At 53.1% G+C, this 21,080-nt stretch carries 22 protein-coding genes and 3 tRNA genes; 17 read left to right on the forward strand and 8 right to left on the reverse strand.

The features are described 5' to 3' along the window. Nucleotides 1-24 precede the first annotated feature (24 nt). Nucleotides 25-669 (forward strand): YadA C-terminal domain-containing protein, encoded by a 645-nt coding sequence (locus tag NBE99_RS05820; protein ID WP_250683534.1) that lies wholly within the window; start codon nucleotides 25-27, stop codon nucleotides 667-669. 73 nt (nucleotides 670-742) lie between these two features. After that, nucleotides 743-928 (forward strand): hypothetical protein, encoded by a 186-nt coding sequence (locus tag NBE99_RS05825; RefSeq protein WP_250683535.1) that lies wholly within the window; start codon nucleotides 743-745, stop codon nucleotides 926-928. On the opposite strand, the gene NBE99_RS05830 is transcribed toward NBE99_RS05825, so the two are convergent. Together NBE99_RS05830 and ggt are read right to left on the reverse strand one after the other, a co-directional pair. Then, entirely contained in the window at nucleotides 925-1,503 is a 579-nt protein-coding gene (locus tag NBE99_RS05830; RefSeq protein ID WP_250683536.1) for an L-threonylcarbamoyladenylate synthase, read from the reverse strand. The genes NBE99_RS05825 and NBE99_RS05830 overlap by 4 nt on opposite strands. 9 nt (nucleotides 1,504-1,512) lie before the next feature. Beyond that, complete coding sequence (ggt, locus tag NBE99_RS05835; protein WP_250683537.1) at nucleotides 1,513-3,240, reverse strand: gamma-glutamyltransferase; 1,728 nt, start codon at nucleotides 3,238-3,240, stop codon at nucleotides 1,513-1,515. A 99-nt stretch (nucleotides 3,241-3,339) separates the two neighbouring features. On the opposite strand from ggt, the gene NBE99_RS05840 reads away from it, so the two are divergent. The 5 genes from NBE99_RS05840 to NBE99_RS05860 all read left to right on the forward strand — a co-directional run bounded on the left by NBE99_RS05840 (nucleotide 3,340) and on the right by NBE99_RS05860 (nucleotide 8,885). Continuing rightward, nucleotides 3,340-5,169, forward strand: a complete 1,830-nt coding sequence (locus tag NBE99_RS05840) for an NAD(P)H-quinone oxidoreductase subunit F (RefSeq protein ID WP_250683538.1) — start codon at nucleotides 3,340-3,342, stop codon at nucleotides 5,167-5,169. Then, a complete protein-coding gene (locus NBE99_RS05845; protein ID WP_250683539.1) occupies nucleotides 5,154-6,650 on the forward strand; it encodes an NADH-quinone oxidoreductase subunit M in 1,497 nt (498 codons plus the stop codon). Before NBE99_RS05840 ends, NBE99_RS05845 begins: the two co-directional genes overlap by 16 nt. Then, nucleotides 6,647-7,789, forward strand: a complete 1,143-nt coding sequence (locus NBE99_RS05850) for a CO2 hydration protein (RefSeq protein ID WP_250683540.1) — start codon at nucleotides 6,647-6,649, stop codon at nucleotides 7,787-7,789. The genes NBE99_RS05845 and NBE99_RS05850 overlap by 4 nt, the downstream gene beginning before the upstream one ends. A 206-nt stretch (nucleotides 7,790-7,995) precedes the next feature. Further along, nucleotides 7,996-8,532, forward strand: a complete 537-nt coding sequence (locus tag NBE99_RS05855) for a phycobiliprotein lyase (RefSeq protein ID WP_250683541.1) — start codon at nucleotides 7,996-7,998, stop codon at nucleotides 8,530-8,532. Then, nucleotides 8,532-8,885: a VOC family protein gene (locus NBE99_RS05860; protein WP_250683542.1), complete on the forward strand. Its 354-nt coding sequence runs from the start codon at nucleotides 8,532-8,534 to the stop codon at nucleotides 8,883-8,885. Before NBE99_RS05855 ends, NBE99_RS05860 begins: the two co-directional genes overlap by 1 nt. Here NBE99_RS05860 and sfsA read toward each other — a convergent pair. Continuing rightward, a complete protein-coding gene (gene sfsA, locus NBE99_RS05865; RefSeq protein ID WP_250683543.1) occupies nucleotides 8,882-9,607 on the reverse strand; it encodes a DNA/RNA nuclease SfsA in 726 nt (241 codons plus the stop codon). The genes NBE99_RS05860 and sfsA overlap by 4 nt on opposite strands. A gap of 351 nt (nucleotides 9,608-9,958) precedes the next feature. On the opposite strand from sfsA, the gene NBE99_RS05870 reads away from it, so the two are divergent. From NBE99_RS05870 to NBE99_RS05890, 5 genes are all read left to right on the forward strand, one after another. Further along, the gene (locus NBE99_RS05870; protein ID WP_011057533.1) at nucleotides 9,959-10,294 is read left to right on the forward strand and encodes a rubredoxin; all 336 of its coding nucleotides are present in this window, start codon (nucleotides 9,959-9,961) and stop codon (nucleotides 10,292-10,294) included. A 61-nt stretch (nucleotides 10,295-10,355) separates the two neighbouring features. Next, entirely contained in the window at nucleotides 10,356-11,324 is a 969-nt protein-coding gene (locus NBE99_RS05875; RefSeq protein WP_250683544.1) for a photosynthesis system II assembly factor Ycf48, read from the forward strand. Nucleotides 11,325-11,436: 112 nt separating this feature from the next. After that, nucleotides 11,437-12,510, forward strand: a complete 1,074-nt coding sequence (locus NBE99_RS05880; RefSeq protein ID WP_250683545.1) for an aromatic ring-hydroxylating dioxygenase subunit alpha — start codon at nucleotides 11,437-11,439, stop codon at nucleotides 12,508-12,510. Between the two features lie 57 nt (nucleotides 12,511-12,567). Continuing rightward, complete coding sequence (gene fabI / locus NBE99_RS05885) at nucleotides 12,568-13,347, forward strand: enoyl-ACP reductase FabI (RefSeq protein ID WP_250683546.1); 780 nt, start codon at nucleotides 12,568-12,570, stop codon at nucleotides 13,345-13,347. 47 nt (nucleotides 13,348-13,394) lie between these two features. Beyond that, entirely contained in the window at nucleotides 13,395-14,240 is an 846-nt protein-coding gene (locus NBE99_RS05890) for a PspA/IM30 family protein (protein WP_250683547.1), read from the forward strand. 6 nt (nucleotides 14,241-14,246) lie between these two features. On the opposite strand, the gene NBE99_RS05895 is transcribed toward NBE99_RS05890, so the two are convergent. From NBE99_RS05895 to NBE99_RS05910, 4 genes are all read right to left on the reverse strand, one after another. Next, nucleotides 14,247-14,318: transfer RNA gene (locus tag NBE99_RS05895), tRNA-Lys, on the reverse strand. A 54-nt stretch (nucleotides 14,319-14,372) separates the two neighbouring features. Continuing rightward, nucleotides 14,373-15,155 carry an HAD family hydrolase gene (locus NBE99_RS05900; protein ID WP_250683548.1) on the reverse strand — a complete coding sequence of 261 codons (783 nt, stop codon included), beginning with the start codon at nucleotides 15,153-15,155 and terminating at the stop codon, nucleotides 14,373-14,375. Between the two features lie 17 nt (nucleotides 15,156-15,172). Next, nucleotides 15,173-15,244: transfer RNA gene (locus tag NBE99_RS05905), tRNA-Gln, on the reverse strand. 69 nt (nucleotides 15,245-15,313) lie between these two features. Further along, complete coding sequence (locus NBE99_RS05910) at nucleotides 15,314-16,324, reverse strand: sulfate/molybdate ABC transporter ATP-binding protein (protein WP_250683549.1); 1,011 nt, start codon at nucleotides 16,322-16,324, stop codon at nucleotides 15,314-15,316. A gap of 201 nt (nucleotides 16,325-16,525) precedes the next feature. On the opposite strand from NBE99_RS05910, the gene NBE99_RS05915 reads away from it, so the two are divergent. Then, nucleotides 16,526-16,598, forward strand: a tRNA-Phe gene (locus NBE99_RS05915). Nucleotides 16,599-16,663: 65 nt separating this feature from the next. Further along, entirely contained in the window at nucleotides 16,664-17,338 is a 675-nt protein-coding gene (locus NBE99_RS05920; protein WP_250683550.1) for a hypothetical protein, read from the forward strand. Nucleotides 17,339-17,342: 4 nt separating this feature from the next. On the opposite strand, the gene tnpA is transcribed toward NBE99_RS05920, so the two are convergent. Continuing rightward, nucleotides 17,343-17,747, reverse strand: a complete 405-nt coding sequence (gene tnpA, locus NBE99_RS05925) for an IS200/IS605 family transposase (RefSeq protein ID WP_250683551.1) — start codon at nucleotides 17,745-17,747, stop codon at nucleotides 17,343-17,345. Between the two features lie 50 nt (nucleotides 17,748-17,797). Here tnpA and NBE99_RS05930 point away from each other — a divergent pair, with 50 nt between their 5' ends. From NBE99_RS05930 to NBE99_RS05940, 3 genes are all read left to right on the forward strand, one after another. Next, the gene (locus NBE99_RS05930) at nucleotides 17,798-18,970 is read left to right on the forward strand and encodes a transposase (RefSeq protein ID WP_250683552.1); all 1,173 of its coding nucleotides are present in this window, start codon (nucleotides 17,798-17,800) and stop codon (nucleotides 18,968-18,970) included. A gap of 82 nt (nucleotides 18,971-19,052) precedes the next feature. Then, the gene (locus NBE99_RS05935) at nucleotides 19,053-19,274 is read left to right on the forward strand and encodes a hypothetical protein (RefSeq protein WP_250683553.1); all 222 of its coding nucleotides are present in this window, start codon (nucleotides 19,053-19,055) and stop codon (nucleotides 19,272-19,274) included. Between the two features lie 206 nt (nucleotides 19,275-19,480). Beyond that, nucleotides 19,481-21,070: a glycoside hydrolase family 57 protein gene (locus tag NBE99_RS05940; protein ID WP_250683554.1), complete on the forward strand. Its 1,590-nt coding sequence runs from the start codon at nucleotides 19,481-19,483 to the stop codon at nucleotides 21,068-21,070. Nucleotides 21,071-21,080 lie beyond the last annotated feature (10 nt).

Raw genomic sequence — 21,080 nt, forward strand, 5'->3', positions numbered from 1 at the left:
GTAAGCTGATTAATTTTTCTTCTTTTGAGGGAAGAATACGACATTTCTTCCCTTTTTTCTAGCCTCTTAAACTATCTTTCAACACTTCTGGCTGCAAACCCTGTTGGTTCCAACGCGATCGCCCTTGGTAATAATTCTAGTACTAATGGTAATAATGCAATTGCCCTTGGTAATGCTGCAAGCGCCAGTAACGCCAATGCGATCGCCATCGGTTCAAGCGCAAGTGCAATACATCCCAACAGTGTGGCAATTGGCGCTGGCTCTGTAACAACTGCTCCCAACACTGTTTCTGTGGGCGCCCCCGGAGCAGAACGGCGGATTACAAATGTAGCTGCCCCAATCAATCCAACAGATGCAGTGAACAAAGCCTATGTTGATGGTATGGGAGCCATTGCTCTTGGAGCAGCAAATGCTTACACTGATGCTCAAATCAATCAACTACGGGGAGAAGCTTTTGCTGGAATTGCCTCAGCTGCTGCCTTAATGCCAATCGTGCCTGCTCGCTCTGGTCAAACAACTTTCAATGTTGGGTTTGCTACCTATGGCGGGTACAGTGCAGCAGGAGTTGCAATGGCGCATCAAGTTGGGCCTGTCATTATTGATGCAGGAGCTAGTTTTTCTAGCGCAGGTTACCCCCTAGCACGGATTGGTATCGGTGCTCGCTTCTAGGCGCCTAGGTTGCTAGTGACGTTAAAGGTCTTTAGCGGCTAGATTAGCAATTAATGCCATAGGAGTCCCCACGATGGATACAGCCCAGCTTAAAGCTCTAGTGGAAAAAGCCCTAGAAGATAAAATTCTCACTCTCGAGGAACATGGCCAAATTATTGACGCAGTGCTTTCCGATGGCCAAATTTCTGAAGAAGAAGAAAAAATTCTCCAAGAGATTCTAGAGCGAGTTGCCTCTGGAGAAATTGATTCTCAGTATTAGAGAATGTGTACCCGTCCTTGGCGTAGCACTTGCCAACTCCCTGCTTGCCATTGGACTACGGTTGAGGGTTGCGGTGGGCTAGGGGGTAACTGCCACGGGTGGAGCGTCAGCACTTGGGGAAACTCGCGGGCGATCGCCCCCAATTCAATTAGCGGCGGCTGACCCGAACGGTTAATACTGGTGGTGGCCAACGGTCCTGTTTGCTCGAGAAGAGCTTGCGCAGGCAGCCAGTCAGGAACCCGTAGGCCAATCGTGCCTGTGCCGAGGGGATTCAAGCCGGGGGGCAATTCGGCAGCAGGTAAAACAAAGGTGACAGCGCCCGGCCAATACTGAGCCGCCATTGCAGACCACTGCTCCCATTCAGCGGCACTACCGCGCACAAACGGCCAGAGTTGCTCAGGATGAGCACCCATGAGGATCAACGGTTTATCGGGTTGGCGCTCCTTGGCAGTGTAGATCAATTCCCCGCGATCGCAACGACTGGCCAAGGCGGGAACCGTATCGGTGGGAAAACTAATCAACCAATTGCCCGTGCGCACTGCAGCCACTAAAGCGGCCATACTCACCTGTGCCATACTCCCCCTCTACCAACCCATGGCTGCACCTTCCCCGCGAGGATCGGCGGCTCCTTCCAATTGTCCATGATCCAAAACGCGAATGAGGCTGGCATTTCCCCAAGGGCGGGTTTGTTCTACCCGATAGCCCCACTGCTGCCATGTGTTGATCCAAGAACTGGGAACCGTTGGTTCGACAAAGAGGATATCCGGTGCCCACTGCTGATGAATGCGGGGACGGGCAACGGCGGTGGCGGCATCCTGCCCTAAATCAACGACGTTCAAAAATAGTTGCAGTACGGTGGTAATAATTCGACTGCCGCCGGGGGAGCCTAAAACCATACTGAGGCGATTATCCTTTAGGACAATGGTCGGACTCATGCTGGAAAGGGGACGCTTGCCGGGTTCAATGCCATTGGCTAAGGGGGCGTTGTCCGCTGGAATACCGACGACACCAAAGAGGTTGGGTTGATTGGGGGCAATGGCAAAATCATCCATCTCATTGTTCAGGAGAATCCCTGTTTGCGGCACAACCACACCCGCACCAAAGGGGCCATTGATCGTAAATGTCAGGCTAACAGCATTTCCTTGGGCATCCACCACATTCAGGTGACTGGTATTGTCAGCCTCGGCAAGCTGGATCGGGGTTGCAGCACTCACAGCGCTTTGGGGACGCGCACGCCGGGGGAGAATTTCCCTTACCCGCTGTTGGGCATAACGACGACTGGTGAGTGCAGCCACAGGCACAGGTACAAAGTCACTATCCCCTAGGTAACGGGCGCGATCGGCATAGGCAATTTGCATCACGCTGGCTAGATAGTGACCGCGATCCATCGGCGTAGGCGCAGGGGGGAGCAGTTGCCAGAGATTGAGCATTTGCACAAGGGCCACGCCACCAGACGACGGAGGCGGCATTGAACAAACCTGAAACACACGGTAGGTGCCACAGATTGGCTCCCGCCAAAGGGGAGTATAGCTTTGTAAATCCTCTTGGGTGATTTTGCCCCCTTGCTGCGCCATAAAGTCGGCGATCGCTCTGGCAATCCAACCCTCATAAAAACTTCTGGGATCACGGGCGATCGCCCCTAGGGTTTTTGCCAACGCCGGCTGTTGAATCACCGTGCCTAAGGGGGGAACTTGACCATCCCTGAGGAAAATGCGTGCGGCGGTAGCATCCTGCTGAAGAACGGATTGGCGCATTGTTGCCCACTGCTGATAACGGCGGGTAACGGCAAATCCCTGCTGAGCCGCCTGAATCGCGCGTGTCACCACCTGAGACCAAGGGAGTTGACCATAGCGTTTGTGCAAAGCAGCTAAGCCAGCAACGGTGCCGGGGGTGCCTGCGGCCAAAACGCCATCCAAACTGGCGCGGGGAATCACCTCCCCCTTCTCATTGAGATACATCGTTGGTGTCGCTTGTAGGGGTGCCCGCTCCCGAAAATCAAGGGCACGCATGGTTTGGGATGGGGCGTGATACACAAGGGCAAAGCCCCCGCCCCCAATCCCAGCGGCATAGGGTTCGACCACCGAGATCATGAATGCGGTTGCCACGGCTGCATCCACAGCATTCCCCCCTCCCTTGAGGATGTCTCTTCCGACTTGTGCTGCTGCGGGTTGAGCTGCCGTTACCATCCCCCGCTGGCCAATGGTTTGTCCTTGGGTGGGTAGGGTGGGAAAAAGCGTCACCGTGAGGACAACGCCGAGGAGGCGCGATCTCCGCCGTTGATCAACTTTCCCTAGAGTAAACCCTTGCCCCATGATTGATTTGGCTCAAAACTGCTGCGGAACGCCAACCTGTAAAATACACCAAGAGAGCTTTATTGCAAATTTCTAAAACGCCAAGAGCCAGCTTTTACCATGCCAAATTCACTCTTAGAAACTAGTTGGTGGGTGCCCTGTTACGGCTTAGTGGGTGCAGCCCTAACGTTGCCTTGGGCCACCGGTTATGTGCGGCGCACGGGGCCTCGACCCGCAGCCTATTTCAACCTCTTGATGACAGTTGTTGCTTTTGTTCATGGCTTTTTTCTATTGCAACAAACTCGCAGTGGCGCCACCGCAACGATTGTTTGGCATTGGCTGCAAGCACCGGGACTTGATCTCTCGTTTTCACTGTTGATCAATAGTGTCACCACGGGTGCCATGGAGTTGGTGACTGGTCTGAGTATCTTGGCGCAGATTTTTGCCCTTGGTTATCTCGAAAAGGACTGGGGCATGGCGCGATTCTTTGCCTTGATGGGCTTTTTTGAGGCGGCTCTCAGTGGCATTGCCATTAGTAACTCCCTGCTCCTAAGCTATGGGCTATTGGAGATGCTCACCCTCTCCACCTATTTGCTGATTGGCTTTTGGTATGCTCAGCCCCTAGTGGTCAAAGCGGCACGGGATGCCTTTCTCACCAAACGGGTAGGTGACATTTTACTCCTGATGGGTGTGGTGGCGGTGGGTAGCCTTGCTGGCAGCTACGATTTTCCAGATCTGTATGCCTGGGCTGAGGAAGCCCACTTACCCCAAGGGTGGGGCTTTTTGCTAGGACTGGCCTTAATTGCAGGACCGACTGGGAAATGTGCCCAAGTGCCTTTGCACCTCTGGCTCGATGAAGCCATGGAAGGCCCCAACCCCGCTTCGATTATGCGCAACTCGGTGGTGGTGGCTGCGGGTGCCTATATCCTCATCAAGCTACAGCCGATTCTGGTGGCCTGCCCGGGAGCCAACATTGCCTTGATCCTGATTGGAGCAGTCACAGCCATCAGTGAATCCCTTGTATCTATTGCTCAAATTGACATTAAGCGGGCATTGTCCCACTCGACCAGTGTTTATCTAGGGCTGGTGTTTATTGGCGTCGGCACGAACTGGACGGATTTTGCCCTGTTTGTATTACTGACCCACGCGATCGCCAAGGCACTGCTGTTCATGAGTATTGGCAGTGTGATTATGACTACCAACTGTCAAGATTTGACGGAATTGGGGGGGTTAGGTGGACGGATGCCGGCCACAAGTTCAGCCTTTGTCATCGGTGGTCTATCCCTGATTGGCTGTCTTCCCCTAGGTGCCTTTTGGTCGTTTTATCGCGGCATTGACTACTACTGGCAAGCGATGCCTTGGCTGGTGGGTCTGATTTTGGTGGTCAATGTCCTGACAGCGGTTAACCTGACCCGTGTCTTTCGCTTGGTCTTCCTAGGCTCTGCCCAACCCAAGACCCGTCGTGCCCCTGAAGTGCCTTGGCCGCTAGCAGTACCGATGGTGACCTTGAGTATTTTGAATGTGCTGGTGCCCTTTATCTTGCAGCGGGTGCAGTTGTTACCAGAGACCATCGATTGGACAATTGTGGCGCTCCTTGTGGTGTCGGGAGTGGTGGGCATTCTCCTTGGTGGCTTTGTCACCCTCAAGCGCCAGTGGACTCGTCCGATCAAGGTGCCCTTGCGCTTTGTCCAAGATTTCTTAGCCTACGATCTCTACATTGAGGAACTGTATCGCTATACCGTAGTCTGGGCGGTGCGATCGCTCTCGCAGTTGAGCGCTTGGGTGGATCGCCACATTGTGGATCGGATTGTAAATACAACGGGTGTGGCGTCCCTTGTGGGGGGTGAATTGCTCAAGTATAGTGCCAGCGGTCAGTCCCAAGCCTATTTGCTGCTGGTGTTTATTGGTGTGGCGATTCTTGGGGGGGCGATCGCATGGCTACTACTGTAATGCCGCTGTTGAGTTTTCTCCTCTGGGTGCCCTTGCTGGGTGCCCTTGCCCTCAGCCTGTTGCCCGCTGAGAGTTTGGGGCGCACCTACCGCAGTTTAGCCGCTGTGGTGATGGCGATCGCCCTTGTGGTCAGTCTTGCGATCGCCCGTCTATTTGACCCCGGCAATGCAGCACCGCAATTAACCGAGGTGATTCCTTGGCTAGAGCCATTGGGCTTGAGCTATCGCCTGAGTGTGGATGGCCTATCGCTGCCGCTATTGGTCTTAAATAACTTCCTGACGCTGATTGCCCTGTTGGCCACTTCTGTCAATCTGCCCCGTCCTCGGTTGTATTACCCGCTGGTACTGCTGTTGAATGCGGGTGTCAGTGGCGCCTTTTTGGCCGATAATTTGCTGCTCTTTTTCCTCTTCTATGAGTTGGAGCTGATTCCCCTCTATCTTTTGATTGCTATTTGGGGTGGGGCACGGCGCAGTTATGCGGCCACCAAGTTTTTAATTTACACGGCCATTTCCGGTGTGCTGCTCCTCGCTGGCTTCCTAGGCCTAGTGTGGTTTGCCCATGCTCCCTCCTTTGACTTTGACCCCCAGTTATCCACCCTCTTGCCCCTGAGTTCACAACTTGTTTTGCTAGGGCTGATTTTGGTGGGGTTTGGCATCAAAATTCCCCTCGTGCCCTTCCATACTTGGCTACCCGATGCCCACGTCGAAGCCTCAACGCCGATTTCTGTGCTGCTAGCGGGGGTACTCCTGAAACTGGGTACCTATGGGCTAGTACGCTTTGGGGTGCAGTTATTCCCGCAGGCATGGCAAGTTTTGGCACCGGGGCTAGCCACTTGGGCGGTGGTCAGTGTGCTCTATGGTTCCCTGATGGCGATCGCCCAAACTGATATGAAAAAAATGGTGGCCTACAGTTCCATTGGGCACATGGGGTTTGTTCTCTTGGCCACCGCCACTGCTACCCCCTTGAGCATTCTGGCCGCCATTGCCCAAATGATGAGCCACGGGTTAATTTCCGCCCTCCTCTTTTTGCTAGTGGGGGTTGTCTATGAAAAAACCGGCAGTCGCAACATTGAGGTGCTAAGGGGCTTGCTGAACCCTGAGCGGGGGTTGCCCCTGATTGGCAGTCTGATGATTGTCGGTGTCATGGCCAGCGGTGGGATTCCCGGCATGGTCGGCTTTGTGGCGGAGTTCCTGATCTTTCGCAGTAGTTTCCTCACATTCCCAGTGCAAACACTTCTGTGTATGGTGGGGACGGGCTTAACGGCAGTGTATTTTCTCTTGCTGGTGAACCGCGTCTTTTTTGGTCGTCTGCCCAATGAATTGACGGATCTGCCGCCCGTTGCTTGGGGCGATCGCCTGCCGAGCCTGCTCTTGGCCACGCTAATCTTAATCTTAGGGATTGTTCCCAACTGGCTGATCCATTGGAGTGAAACCACTGTTAGCCTTCTTACCACTGCTGTTGCTACGCTGCCCGTACCATGACCCTGATTACTGCTGCTCCAACCTCCCTGCATCAAGAACTGCGTACCGCCATCCTAGAGCGGTTGCTCCACGGTCAAGCCCTGTTACCGGATACACCAACCCATGTGATGGAAGTGGTGGGCATCCTCAAAAGCTATGGGGTGGTGCTCAAGGCCTATGCGGAAAATCTCTGCGATATTAGTGAGCGGCAGTTTCTTGTTCTCTTTCCCTTTTTCAAATACTTCAACGGCGAGATTACCATTCCCAAGCTGCTGCGCCACTGGTGGCACGACCGCATTAACTACGAATATGCCGAATACTGTATGCGAGCCATGATGTGGCATGGGGGTGGTGGTCTTGATGCCTTCCTTGATTCGGCAGAATTTCGCCAACTGGCGGGCAAGGCGATCGCCGCCAAGCTACGGGGCAATCCCTTCATGCAACTTCTGAACTATCTGTTTCCAGAGTTCTTGCTCGAAACGGTGCGGATGCTCTGCTACTACAGTGGCTTGGGGCAGTTTTGGACGGTGATGTATCCCATCTTTCTCACCTTGAGCGATCGCTACGATGCGGGTGAAATTCATAGCATTCCCGATGTTGTGGATCACATTCGGGCGGGTTTGATTGCCGCTGCCGATCGCCCGATTACCTATAGCGTCACAATTGACGGCCAAACCTACGATATTCTCCCTCCTAGCGCGGGTCTCACCTTTTTAGCGGACACAGCCATTCCCTATGTTGAAGCTGTGTTTGTGCGGGGTACACCCTTCTTTGGCCTCATTTCCTTTAATGCCCAAGCCCAGCAAATTTCCCGCGATCAAGCGGAGTTTGGCTATGGTGCTCTCTTTGCCGATCCCATTCCCACGGGTGCTGCCGGCATTCCTCCCACGCTGCTCATGCAGGATATGCGCCACTATCTCCCTCCCTATCTTTTAGAGTTCTATCGTCGCCAAGGCCGAGGTGAAGACGATCTGCGCGTGAAAATTTGCCAAACCTTCCAAAAATCAATGTTTTGCGTCACCACAGCGGCAATCACCGCCCTTGCCCCCTATCCTTGGACGACCACTGCCCCCCAAGAGCAAGCCGCCAATCAGGCATTCTACGAAACGTGGCTGGATCGCCTCGAAACCTCCCGCCTCTGGAACGTGCAACTGAGCTAGGGCAAACCCATACCAGAGCAGATTGCCCAGCAGATGATTGAGCGGGATAGGACGATGCCTGCCTCGCTTGCCTCTTTGCTACTCCCTGAGTATGCGTTTGCCCTGTTTCCTCAGCGCGATCGTTTGGAAGGAATCGAAGAGACGGTGTACCCTAAAAAAAGACTCAAAAATACCGATCTTGTCCCCATTACACAGTGTGCGCAGGTATGGACATCCGCGATTTTTTTGCCCAAAGTGCTGGCCGCTGGTTTTCCCAACGTACCAGTCATCACTTGGCCTTTAAGCAAACTGAGTCAGGCAAGTCTCAGTTAACCATTGAATTACTGTCTGTGGATGATCCTGCGGTTATTGCCCTGTGTCAGCAATACGACGTAGATCCCGCTTGGGCAGTCTGCGGTGCCCGCGTTAGCTGGGACGGGACGATGGAATGGGACAGCGAGAAGCACGAAGGCTCAACGGTACTAGTGCCGATCATAGATCAGGGATCGCGGATGGAAGGCAAGCTCCTGCGGGAGATGGGCTATGCTGAAAAAGCACCGGTTGCCGGTCGCTTCAGTATGGGGAGTGATGGTGCCCTGACCTTGATTACCGAATACGAAACCATGTACTCCGAAGAGCGCCTTTGGTTTGCCAGCCCCAATCTACGCCTGCGCACCAGTATTCTCAAGCGCTTTGGTGGCTTTAGTATGGCCTCCTTCTGCTCAGAAATTCGCTTAGGAGTGACGCAACCCGCCAATTCCTGATGGTCTTTCTCCATGTTGCCATTAACGTCACGGATCTAGAGCGAGCTGCGGCCTTCTATGAAGGGTTGCTCGGCCTTACCCCTGTTGACCGTCCCCTGAAATTTCCCGGCCGCTGGTATCAAATCGGCACGGTGCAAATTCATCTTATCCCAGCGGAGCAGGTGGTCGATCCCTGTCAAGATCAGCGGTGGGGACGTAATCCCCACTTTGCCCTTGGCGTAACTGATTTAGCTAGTGTCGAGCAACGCCTAGCCGCAGCCCAAATTCCCTTGCAGCGCAGTGCCTCAGGACGAGCCGCAATCTTTGTCGCGGATCCCGATGGCAACCTGATTGAACTCAGTCAAGTGTCCTAGAGCACCAGCTTGGCCGTTCCCAAAAACTGAATGCCTGTTGGCTCAATGGCAAAACGATAGGGCAAAATTTCTACTCCTTGGTTGTAGGCGGCGCGTAAGAGCTGTCCATAGGTGGGATCGGCACTGTCCCCCGGCGCAAAGCGATCGCAATCGCCGCGATTGATGAAATAGAGCATACACACACGAGTGTCTGGCTGGGTTTGCCGCAGCCATTGCAGTTCCCGCAGATGCTTTTGGCCTCGCGTGGTCACCGTATCAGGAAACAGAGCTAAGCCCCCTTGCGCCCAAGTGGTATTTTTCACCTCAACATAGGCAGGGGGCTGTTGGGGATGATCTGTCAAGTAAAAGTCAATGCGGCTGCGCTCTTGACCATAGGCCACCTCTCGCTGCTGAGTGCCGTACCCAGTCAGTTCCGGTAGGATGCCTGCTGCCAATGCCGAAGCAATCACCCGATTCGGCAGACTCGTATTTACCCCTACCCACGTGCCATCAACAAAAATCATCTCCCACGTATAGGCCAGCTTGCGTTTAGGGTCAGCATGGTAGGAGACTTGGACAGGGGCACCCACTTGGCAAATTCCTGTCATGGGTCCCGTATTCGGGCAGTGAGCCGTGATGCGATCGCCAGAGACCAACTCAATATCTGCAAAAAATCGCTGATAGCGGCGACAGAGAATTCCCTGCTGCAGGGGTGGATAGCGCCAACAGAATGGTGCGGTCACAGGCAACGTATAGAAAGCGCAGTGCCCTATTCTACCTCTAAAAGTAAAATGCCAGCTCCCCTTAGTAGTAGAGAAAGGAAGCCAGCATTCTACAGAATATTAAAGGAGATTTAAGGTTAAGGTCTATATGGGCTGACCTCAATTGAATACCCCTATCATGGCATCACTTCTTGGCAGGGGCGGCTTCCCTAATCTTTTCTTTATATTTATGTTGCAAAGGTCTGATCTTTCGTTACATGTCTTAGAGTTTCGCAGTATTGTCCTGAAAACTCCCCCGTCTTCGTCACAAGAAACGCCCCTAAATCCCGTAGTATTAAGATGTATGTCGCAAATCTTAAAAATTTCTGAGGTATGACCGCCGAAACCCCTGATGTTGCGCCCTTAGATCGGTTTGAGTGCCGTGCCTGCGGCTACATCTACGAACCCGCAAAGGGAGACGAAAATCGCTCGATTCCGCCGGGAACTGCTTTTGCTGATCTTCCCCTGAACTGGCGGTGTCCGGTGTGCAGTGCCCCCAAAAAGCAATTTAGCAACATTGGACCGGTGGGATCTCCCTCCGGCTTTAAGGAAAATCTCAACTATGGTTTCGGTGTGAATCGCCTCACCCCCGGCCAAAAGAACATCCTCATTTTTGGTGGTCTTGCCCTTGCCGTTCTTTTTCTACTGAGTTTCTATAATGTTCGCTAAACAAATTGATAGTTTTCGGCAAAAAATGAAAGGATTCAAGTTCCTCCACTGGCTACTGGTTATGGCTATCCTCTGGGTGGGCATTAGCTTCTCTGCCCTCGCCATTCCAGCGCTAGATTACAACCCTTGGGAAGCCATCCAACTGCCAACAACCTCAACGATTCTCGACATCAGCTTTATTGATCGCAATCATGGTTGGTTGGTGGGTGCCAACGCTACGTTGATGGAAACTCGCGATGGTGGTCAAACGTGGGAGCCACGTACGCTGGTTTTAGATAATCCTGACTATCGCTTTAACAGCATTAGCTTCCAGGGCAATGAGGGTTGGATTGTTGGTGAGCCGCCAATTCTACTTCACACGACCGATGGTGGCCAATCTTGGAACCAAATTCCCCTCGATCCCAAACTACCGGGTGCGCCTCGCTTTGTGAAAGCACTTGGCAGCGGCTCTGCGGAAATGATGACCGATGTGGGAGCCATTTATCGTACCCAAGATGGTGGCAGAAACTGGCAGGCGTTAGTTCAAGAAGCCATTGGGGTCATGCGCAACCTTAACCGTTCCGCCTATGGGGAGTATGTGGCTGTCTCCTCGCGGGGAAGCTTTTATTCCACGTGGCAGCCGGGACAAACTGCTTGGCAACCCCACAACCGCACGACCTCGCGCCGTGTCCACAATATGGGGTTTACTCCTGATGGTCGCCTCTGGATGATTGTCAATGGCGGCAAAATCGCCTTCTCTGATCCAGAGAACTCTGAGAACTGGGGAGAACTGCGCAGTCCTTTACGCCGCAATAGTGTTGGCTTCCTCGATCTGGCCTATCGAACCCCCAATGAAGTGTGGCTGGCAGGAGGTGCTGGCGTACTGCTGTGTAGCCAAGATGGCGGGCAAACGTGGCAGCAGGATGTGGACGTGAAAAACGTTCCCTCGAACTTTTATAAAATTCTCTTCTTTAGCCCCGATCAAGGGTTCATCATTGGTCAGAAGGGAATCTTGCTGCGGTATGTTACTGATTTAACTGCCGCTACCTAAAGTCAAGAAAAGGTATATTGAAACCTGATTCGGGGGCGATCGCTAGATCCGGCGATAAATGTCCCCTTTGTTTCCTTTTCATTTTCTGCCCAGCATCTGGTAGGATTGCGCCATGACTTCCAGTAGCACGGTATTTTCGCTCCATGAGGGCAGTAACTTTCTGCGCAACATCTGGTACTACGGCCTACCATCCGCTGACCTCAAACCGGGTCAGTGTCAAGCGAAGGTTCTCCTAGGGGAACCCATCCTATTTTGTCGTACCACCGCGGGCAAGCCCTTTGCTCTGCGCAATCTCTGCCCCCACCGTGGCATTCCCCTGCATTACGGTCGTTTTGATGGGGAAGAGGTAGAGTGTCCCTACCATGGTTGGCGCTTCAATGCCCATGGCCACTGTACCCTGATTCCCTCCCTCACCAGTGATAGTGATGTGGATTTGAAGCACTTTGGCGTGTTCAGCTATCCTGTGCGCGAGGTGCAGGGCAATCTCTGGATTTTTTTCCCGGCCAACGAGCGTGACACGAGTGAACCGACCATAGAGGTGCCGCTAGTTCCCGGATTCAGTGCTGACACACAACCGCAAGCAGTGCAAAGGTTCATCTTTCCGGGACATCTAGATCAGGTGTTTATTAACTTTATGGATCCCTCCCATGCGCCCTTTGTCCATGGGGCGTGGTGGTGGCGCAAGCGGGGCAAGCTCTTTGAGAAGGCAAAAACCTTTGATCCGTCGCCCTATGGCTTTACAATGCGGCGGCATCCCCTACTGCGCAAGTCGTGGGCACACCATATTCTAGGCGGCCATCCAGAGGTGGAAATTATCTATCGGCTGCCGGGAATTCGCATCGAAACCAACTATAGCGATCGCCACACCTTTTGCTTTCTGATTACCCTCACCCCGATTAATGATCGGGAAACCGAACTCACCGCCACCTATTACTGGACGTTTCCGTGGCTAGCGCCCCTCAAGCCGTTTCTCGCTCCCCTCGCTCGCGAGTTTCTCAACCAAGATTTACGCATTATTGCCAAGCAAAGCGAAGGCCTAAAGTACAAGCCACCCTTGACGCTCATTAAAGAGGCAGATAACCAAGCCAAATGGTACTACCAGCTCAAGCGCGAGTATGAGAAAGCCACCCAAGAGGGACGAGCATTTGTCAACCCCCTGAAAACCCAAGTCCTGCGCTGGCGCTAAAGGCAGCAGCCCCTCTGGTACGATCAGAGGGTTAGATCTTTCACACCCTCTGTACCTATGCTCCTAGACCTATCGGGAAAACGCGCCCTTGTCACAGGTATTGCTAATAACCGCTCGATTGCTTGGGGGATTGCCCAACAGCTCCATGCAGCGGGTGCCGAACTAGCAGTGACGTACCTTCCCGACGAGCGGGGGAAGCTGAAGCAAAAGGTCGAGGAACTCACTGCACCCCTGACCCCCAAACTTCTCTTGCCCCTTGAGGTGCAGCAACCTCAACTAATTGACGAGGCCTTTGCGGCGATTCAATCCACATGGGGTGGCCTAGATATTTTGATTCACTGCTTGGCCTTTGCCCAAAAAGAAGATCTCAGTGGTGACTTTTCAGCCGTTTCCCTTGAAGGATTTAATCTCGCTCTCGACATCAGTGCCTACTCCCTCATTTCCCTTAGCCGTGCCGCTAAACCATTGATGACCAACGGCGGGTCAATCATTACCCTCACCTATTTGGGGGGTGTGCGGGTTGTGCCGAACTACAATGTCATGGGCATTGCCAAGGCAGCCCTAGAAATGAATGTGCGCTACCTAGCGGCAGAACTAGGGCCTCAGAATATTCGTGTCAATGGTATCTCCGCAGGTCCGATTCGTACGTTGGCCTCTTCGGCGGTGGGGGGGATTCTCGATATGATTCACCATGTGGAAGCCACAGCCCCCCTACGGCGTACTGTCACGCAAACGGAGGTGGGCACTGCAGCAGCCTTTCTGGCCAGTGATCTTGCCAGTGGGATTACGGGGCAAATTCTTTATGTTGACTCCGGCTACTGCATCATGGGGATGTAAAAGGCATGCGCTAGAGTAGAGTTAGCGAGTTATTGACGAGGCAAAGCATGGGTTTACTTGATCGTGTGGGCATGGTGATTCGCTCTAACCTCAATGCCCTAGTCAGTGCTGCCGAAGATCCAGAAAAAATTCTTGAGCAAACGATTATTGATATGAATGCCGACTTGGTGAAGTTACGCCAAGCGGTTGCTCAGGCCATTGCCGCCCAAAAACGACTCGAACAACAGTACACCCAAAATCTTAAGGATGCCCAGCAGTGGGAAGAGCGGGCACGGCTTGCCCTCAATAAGGGGGATGAAGCGCTTGCTCTCGAAGCCCTAAATCGCAAGAAAACAGCAGCAGATACCGCCGCTGCCCTTAAAGCCCAAGTGGATCAAATGGCGGTGCAGGTGAAAACCCTCAAGGACAACTTGACGGCTCTTGAAAGCAAAATTTCGGAGGCGAAAACGAAGAAGGAAATGCTCAAGGCACGTGCCCGGGCAGCCAAGGCCTCTGAGCAAATTCATCAGGCCGTCAGCAAGGTGGGCACCTCCAATGCGATGGCCGCATTTGAACGCATGGAAGATAAAGTTTTGCAAATGGAAGCCCGCTCACAAGCGATCGCTGAGCTGAGTGGCGATACGCTCGAAAGTAAATTCCAAGCGCTCCAAAGCAGTGCCAGCAAACAGGATGTGGAATTTGAACTGCTGGAAATGAAGCGGCAGATGGGTTTGTTGCCCGATGCCCCCTCTGCGGGGACGCTCCCCCAGAGTTCCCCTAGCACCAGTCAGTTGAATATCAACATCAACGTTTCTACGCCAGAAGTGCAGGACACGCCACGCACCAGTTCGTCGCCTCAGAGTAAATCTATTGATGACGATATGGCAGAACTCCGCCGCCTACTGGATAGTTAACCTGAATGGGTCGCCTGGGATTCGAACCCAAGACCAATCGGTTAAAAGCCGAGTGCTCTACCGCTGAGCTAGCGACCCGCGCTGTTTCGCAGCTTTTTCAGTATAGAGAAAACCCCCTGCAAAGACAAGGGGTTAGGGGGAAAGCCAGTGGGGAAATTCACAAAATTGTTTTAGGTTGAGGAGATGGATGCGTGGATCTGCCTCGGCTTGGGCGCGATCGCCCGCAGTGGTATAGCCCCATGTGGCCAAGAAGAGTTCTGTTGCCCCTAGCGCTGGTGTGGCTGCGACCTGTAAAAGCGCTCCAAGGCGATCTTCGACAAACCACAGAGGGGCGCCATAGGTGGACTGGAGGGCTTGAAGAATCACGGGCTTGGGCTGCTGCTGCTCTTTGCCATAAATGGCCTCAGGGGGAAAGGAAACGCCCGCTTGCTCCAGCAAATAGGTGACAAAACGCTGTTCCTTGGTGGTGACAATCGCTAGGGGTTGCCCCTGAGCCTGCCAGCGTTGCAGAGCAGCTATGACACCGTCATAAAAGTCATGGAGCGCTAACCAGCTTGGCCAATCGGTTTGAATCCAGCGATCGCGTAGGCTATCCACCCGCTGTCCCAAATCCGCAGCAGTGAGATGATATTTGGCAAGTAGGCGATCGCGCACCGTTGGCCAGTCTTGGAGAATCTCTGGAGTAGGGGTACCTTCAACAATTGCCCGCAGCAGCAGTGGCATCTCCCAACCCACCGTAATCACAGGCCGCAGTTGGCCAAATTGATGCTCGAGGGTTTCAAGGGAAAGCGCAATCGTCTGGTCAGGCCACACCTGCTGATAGACCCGCCAACTGGTTTGGAAATATTCCCGTAGGCCATTGCAGAGCACGCCATCAAAATCTAAGGCCAGAAGGCGAGGAAGAAGTTGTCCCATAATTCACAAAAAACGAACTGGGGCGGGAGGATTCGAACCCCCGAATGGCGGGACCAAAACCCGCTGCCTTACCGCTTGGCGACACCCCATTGCATCGCTTTGTTAGCATAGCAAGTTTGGCTTGCTTTGTTCAAGGGATAAGCGGATTTTTTTCCTGCCTAAATGCTGTAGTAGAGGGGAAAAGACTTTGCCTCCCTTGGCTTAATAAAGACCTGTTGTTGGGGTTCAAGGCGCAGTTCATCAAATCGCTCCCGCGATAGGTGAGCCATCAATTCCTGCCCATCATCGAGGCGCAGTTCCACCTGAATTTCCCAGCCGAGGTGAATAATACGGTGGATGCGAGCTGAGACCGTATTGCCATTAGGACTGGTTTCAATAATGATGTCGCGGGGGCGTAGAAAAATATCGCAGTGGGGGGCATTGTCTTCGGTTGGCTGAAAGACGCGGGAGCGCAAGACGTTCACAGGACCAATAAAGCTCATGACGAAGGGGCTGGCGGGATGGTCGTAAATTTCCGCGGGGGTACCCACCTGCTCCACTTGGCCTTTGTTCATGACGACAATTTGATCCGCCACTTCCATGGCTTCCTCTTGGTCGTGGGTCACGAAGACCGTTGTCACATGGACATCATCGTGGAGGTGGCGCAGCCATGCTCGCAGTTCCTTGCGCACCTTGGCATCGAGGGCACCAAAGGGTTCATCCAGTAACAGCACCTTCGGTTCGACGGCAAGGGCACGGGCAAGGGCTACTCGCTGACGTTGTCCCCCCGATAACTGGGAGGGATAGCGATCGCCCAAACCCGATAGCTGCACCAACTCTAGCAATTCCTCAACACGGGCTTTAATCTTGGCGCGGGGCACCTTGCGCAACTCTAGACCAAAGGCGATATTTTGGCGCACCGTCATGTGCTTAAAGAGGGCATAGTGCTGAAAGACAAAACCGATATTGCGCTCCTGCACACTTTGATACGTGGCATCCTTGCCCGTGAGCAGAATCCGGCCAGTATCGGGCATCTCTAGACCCGCAATCAGCCGCAGCAGTGTGGATTTACCAGACCCTGAAGGCCCCAACAGCGCCACCAAAGAGCCACTGGCAATATCCAAATCCACCTGCCTGACCGCTTGAAAGGAGCCAAAGGACTTAGAAACATTTTCAATGGTGATGCCCATAGCACTGCCAGCAATACTCTAGTTTCTCTATAAGATTACCGTAGTTTTGAGGGCTTGTGTTTTTGTCAATCCGGTCAATCCCCTCTCAACAATCCTTAGTCACAGTCAAACCCATGAATGACGCTACTCCTCGTCAAGATGATCGTCTAAGAGACTTGTCATAGCCCCTAGACGCTTGCTAGAATTATGAAGCACTTTCAGGCCGGGATAGCTCAGTTGGTAGAGCAGAGGACTGAAAATCCTCGTGTCGCCAGTTCAATTCTGGCTCCTGGCATCGGCCCCAAAGGGCGCCTTGTTTCGCTCCTACCGAGTGCCACAGAAATTATTGCTGCCCTAGGATTGACACCGTTTCTTGTGGGGCGCAGCCATGAATGCGACTATCCGCCAGAGGTCAAGGCATTACCTGTTTGTACACGGCCAAGGTTAGATGCACAGCAGTCGAGCTTAGCGATTGATCGGGCGGTTCAAGGCCTCCTGCGATCCGCATTGGGCATTTATGACTTGGAACTGGGCACTTTGCAAACACTAAAACCCACCCACATCATTACCCAAGATCAGTGCGATGTTTGTGCGGTAACCTTTGCAGAAGTCCAGCGGGCGATCGCCAGACTCTTTGAGCCACCACCGCAGTTAATTTCCCTCCAACCCCATTGCCTTGAGGATGTCTGGCAGGATATTCGGCGGGTGGGTCTTGCCCTCGGTGTCTCTCCCGACCCCCTACTGAATTCGCTACACACCAGAATTCATGCCTGTCAAGCATGGGTGAGCGATCGCCCGCGGCGGCAAGTCGTAACCATTGAATGGATTGACCCCCTCATGGCCAGTGGCAATTGGGTACCGGAATTGATTGCCCTCGCGGGGGGTGAAAATGTCCTCGGTACAGCAGGAAAACATTCCCCCTACATTGAGTGGTCAACACTGCTGGCGATCGACTCAGAGGTAATCATTGTCATGCCCTGCGGCTTTGACCAAAAACATTGGGATGCAAGCCCCGTCCTGCTACGCACGACCTAACGGTCTACAAGGACGGCTTTTTTTGATTTCTCATGTACTCAATCAGCACCTTGATAGGGGCACCGCCAACCGACACGGCAAAGTAACTGGGACTCCATAGGGCAGCTTTGCCGTGAGGCTTTTTGTATCCAGCCTGTCCATACCGTCTACTGGAAACCCCTTTTAGGGCATTCACGATTTTTGATATAGACAACTTTGGTGGATACTCAATCAAGGCGTGGATGTGATCAGACTCCCCGCTGATTTCCAAGATCTCGAAATTCATCTGCTTTGCAACGTGCCGGAAGACTTCTTCTATGAGCACAAGCTCTTCAGCAGAAAACACATGTTTTCCATCCTTGGTTACACAGACCAAGTGAGCCCTTAAGTCTGTAACGCTGTGCCTTTCCCGCCTAAAACTTATTGTCATAGATGCTAGGCCAAGTATAATATGAGCACAGACCAATTCTACCAACCCCAGTGAAAGTCCGATACCAGTACAGAATCTACCCAACTCTAGGGCAACAGGCCAAACTTGCCCGGCTGTTCGGTTGTTGTCGTGTCGTCTGGAATGATGCACTGGCGTTAATCAAATCAATCCCAAAGGGCGAGAAGTGGCCAAGCAATACTGAATTGCAGAAGCTCTGTATCACTCAGGCCAAGAAGCTGGAGGGGCGGAAATGGCTGTCAGAAGTTAGCAACATTCCCTTGCAGCAGTCGATCCGAGACCTAGCAGCCGCCTTGAAGAACTTCTTTGAGTCTCGGAAAGGGAGGCAGGTTGGATTCCCTCGCTTCAAGAAGAAAACCAACGAGCAGTCCGCGCGGTTCACGAGAGGCGGTTTTGCAATCAAGGGGAAGAAGGTTTACCTCGCCAAGATGGGTGAAGTCAAAATCAAGTGGTCTAGACCGCTGCCCGCTGAACCGAGTTCTGTGACAGTCATCAAAGACTGCGCTGGACGATATTTTCTCAGCTTTGTGGTTGAGGTTGAACCTGTTCACATCGAACCTAAGAACCAAGGGGTCGGCGTGGATTTGGGATTGGAAACGCTCGCCACATTGAGCACGGGTGAAAAGGTGAAAGCGCCCGACACCAGTGCGTTAGACCGCAAACTCCGTAAAGGGAAGCGCAAACTTGCCAGAGCAGTAAAAAGCTCAAAGCGGTACGAACGGTTGCGGATTGCGATTGCTCGTATTGAGTCCAAACAGCGTCATATACGCAAGGACTTCAACCAAAAGCTGGCAACTCGTTTAGTTCGAGACAACAGCGTGGTAGTGCTGGAAGACTTAAATGTCTCTGGCATGATGAAAAATCGGCGGCTGGCAAGAGCGATTCATCGAGCGGGCTGGCGGCAAATCAGAACGATGTGTGAGGCCAAGGGCAAGATGATTGCAGGGCGGGAAGTGAGAACCATCAACCGATGGGAGCCAACTTCTCAGGTCTGCTCTTGTTGTGGGTATCGATGGGGTAAGTTAGACCTCTCGATTCGGTCTGTAGTTTGCCTAAACTGTGGGGCTGAACACGATAGAGATGAGAATGCTAGCAAAAATATTGAGGCGGCAGGACTATGCCGACCTGAATGGGCGGACGCTAAGCAGTGTAAGACCTCCGTGGAGGCAGTTGCTTGTCCGCCTACCCGTCAGGAGTCAGCTTAATGCTGGCAGACTGGGAATCCTCGCGCCTTTAGGCCGAGGAGGATGTCAACTCGAACGCACCCGTCAAGAACTTAATCAAGCCGTGCAAACCTATCCCCAGTGGCAGCAACTGCGTGCCCTGCAAACAGGTCAACTGTATATTGTTGATGGCAATGCCTATTTCAACCGCCCCGGCCCGCGCTTAGTGGATTCCCTTGAAATTCTCGTCGAGATTCTCCACCCGCCCCAAGAACCGAAATTTCAAGGCGTGGGTTGGCAACCCTACCGCCCTTTTCACAAAGATCGCACACGCTCAAAGCCGTGAAAGCCAGTGCAGGAAAGGATTTGCTTTCCTCTACCTAATTTCAGAAAAGGGCCCGAAGCACTATCCCATCATCCAAACAATAAATCTGAAGAAAAGATAAAAATTACCCGTTGCAGATTTGGCTATTTCGCCTAAGATGGGGGAAACTCAAATGATCTCATTGATCCCCTGCCGTTGTCCCAAATACATCAATAGGCAAATTTCCTATGGCAATTGGTTATTTAGCGCTGGTTTTGCATGCTCACCTCCCCTTCGTCCGCCACCCTGAGAGCGACTACGTCCTAGAGGAAGAGTGGCTCTTTGAGGCCATTACTGAAACCTACGTGCCCCTGATCCGAATGTTTGAGGGGCTGAAGCGTGACGGCGTGGACTTCAAAATCACGATGAGTATGACGCCGCCGTTAATCTCAATGCTGCGAGATCCGCTACTTCAGGAACGCTACGATCAGCACTTGGCAAAACTGGAGGAACTGGCGGAGCTAGAGGTAGAGCGCAATACCTACAACGGCCACATCCGCTACCTTGCTGAGCACTATGCCCAAGAATTCAACAACGTGCGGCAAACGTGGGAAAACTACGATCGCGACCTCGTCAAGGCCTTCAAGCAGTTTCAAGACACCAATAACCTTGAAATCATTACCTGTGGTGCTACCCACGGCTACCTGCCCCTGATGAAAATGTATCCCCAAGCGGTGTGGGCACAACTGCAAGTGGCCTGTGAGCACTATGAGCAAACCTTTGGCCGGCCACCCAAGGGCATCTGGCTGCCAGAGTGCGCCTACTACGAAGGGCTGGAGCGAATGCTAGCCGATGCTGGGTTGCGCTATTTCATTACCGATGGCCACGGTATTCTCTATGCTCGTCCCCGGCCACGTTTTGGCACCTATGCGCCCATTTTTACCGAAACGGGGGTCGCTGCCTTTGGCCGTGATCACGAATCCTCGCAGCAGGTGTGGTCGTCGGAGGTGGGTTATCCGGGTGCCCCTGAATACCGCGAATTCTACAAAGACTTGGGTTGGGAAGCAGACTACGAATACATCAAGCCCTACATCATGCCCAATGGCCAACGCAAAAATACGGGGATTAAGTACCACAAAATTACCGGTCGTGGCCTTGGCTTAGGAGATAAGCAGCTCTATGACCCCTACTGGGCACGGGAAAAAGCCGCCGAACACGCGGCCAACTTCATGTTTAACCGCGAGAACCAAATTCGCTACCTCTACCACTTGATGCAGCGCCCGCCGATTGTGGTCTCTCCCTACGATGCCGAACTCTATGGTCACTGGTGGTACGAAGGGCCTTGGTTTTTGGACTTTCTTTTCCGCAAAGTTTGGTTTGACCAAGACACCTTTGCCATGACCCACTTGGCAGACTATCTACGTGCCCATCCCACCCAGCAGGTGTGCCGTCCCTCCCAGTCGAGTTGGGGCTACAAGGGCTTCCATGAATACTGGCTCAATGACACCAATGCTTGGATTTACCCCCACCTCCATAAGGCCGCTGAACGGATGATTGAACTGGCCAAGGGGGAGCCGTGGGATGAACTGAGTTGGCGTGCCCTCAACCAAGCGGCACGGGAATTGCTCTTGGCTCAATCCTCAGACTGGGCCTTTATCATGCGCACAGGAACCATGGTGCCCTATGCAGTTCGCCGCACCCGTAGCCACCTGATGCGCTTCCACAAGCTCTACGATGACATCAAGGCACAAAAAATTGATGCGGGTTGGTTAGAAAAGGTGGAAGCCATTGATAATATCTTTCCCCACATTAACTATCGGGTCTATCGCCCGTTGTAGTCAGGCCGGC

Origin of the sequence: Thermosynechococcus sp. HN-54, assembly GCF_023650955.1 — a bacterium.
Taxonomy (GTDB): domain Bacteria; phylum Cyanobacteriota; class Cyanobacteriia; order Thermosynechococcales; family Thermosynechococcaceae; genus Thermosynechococcus.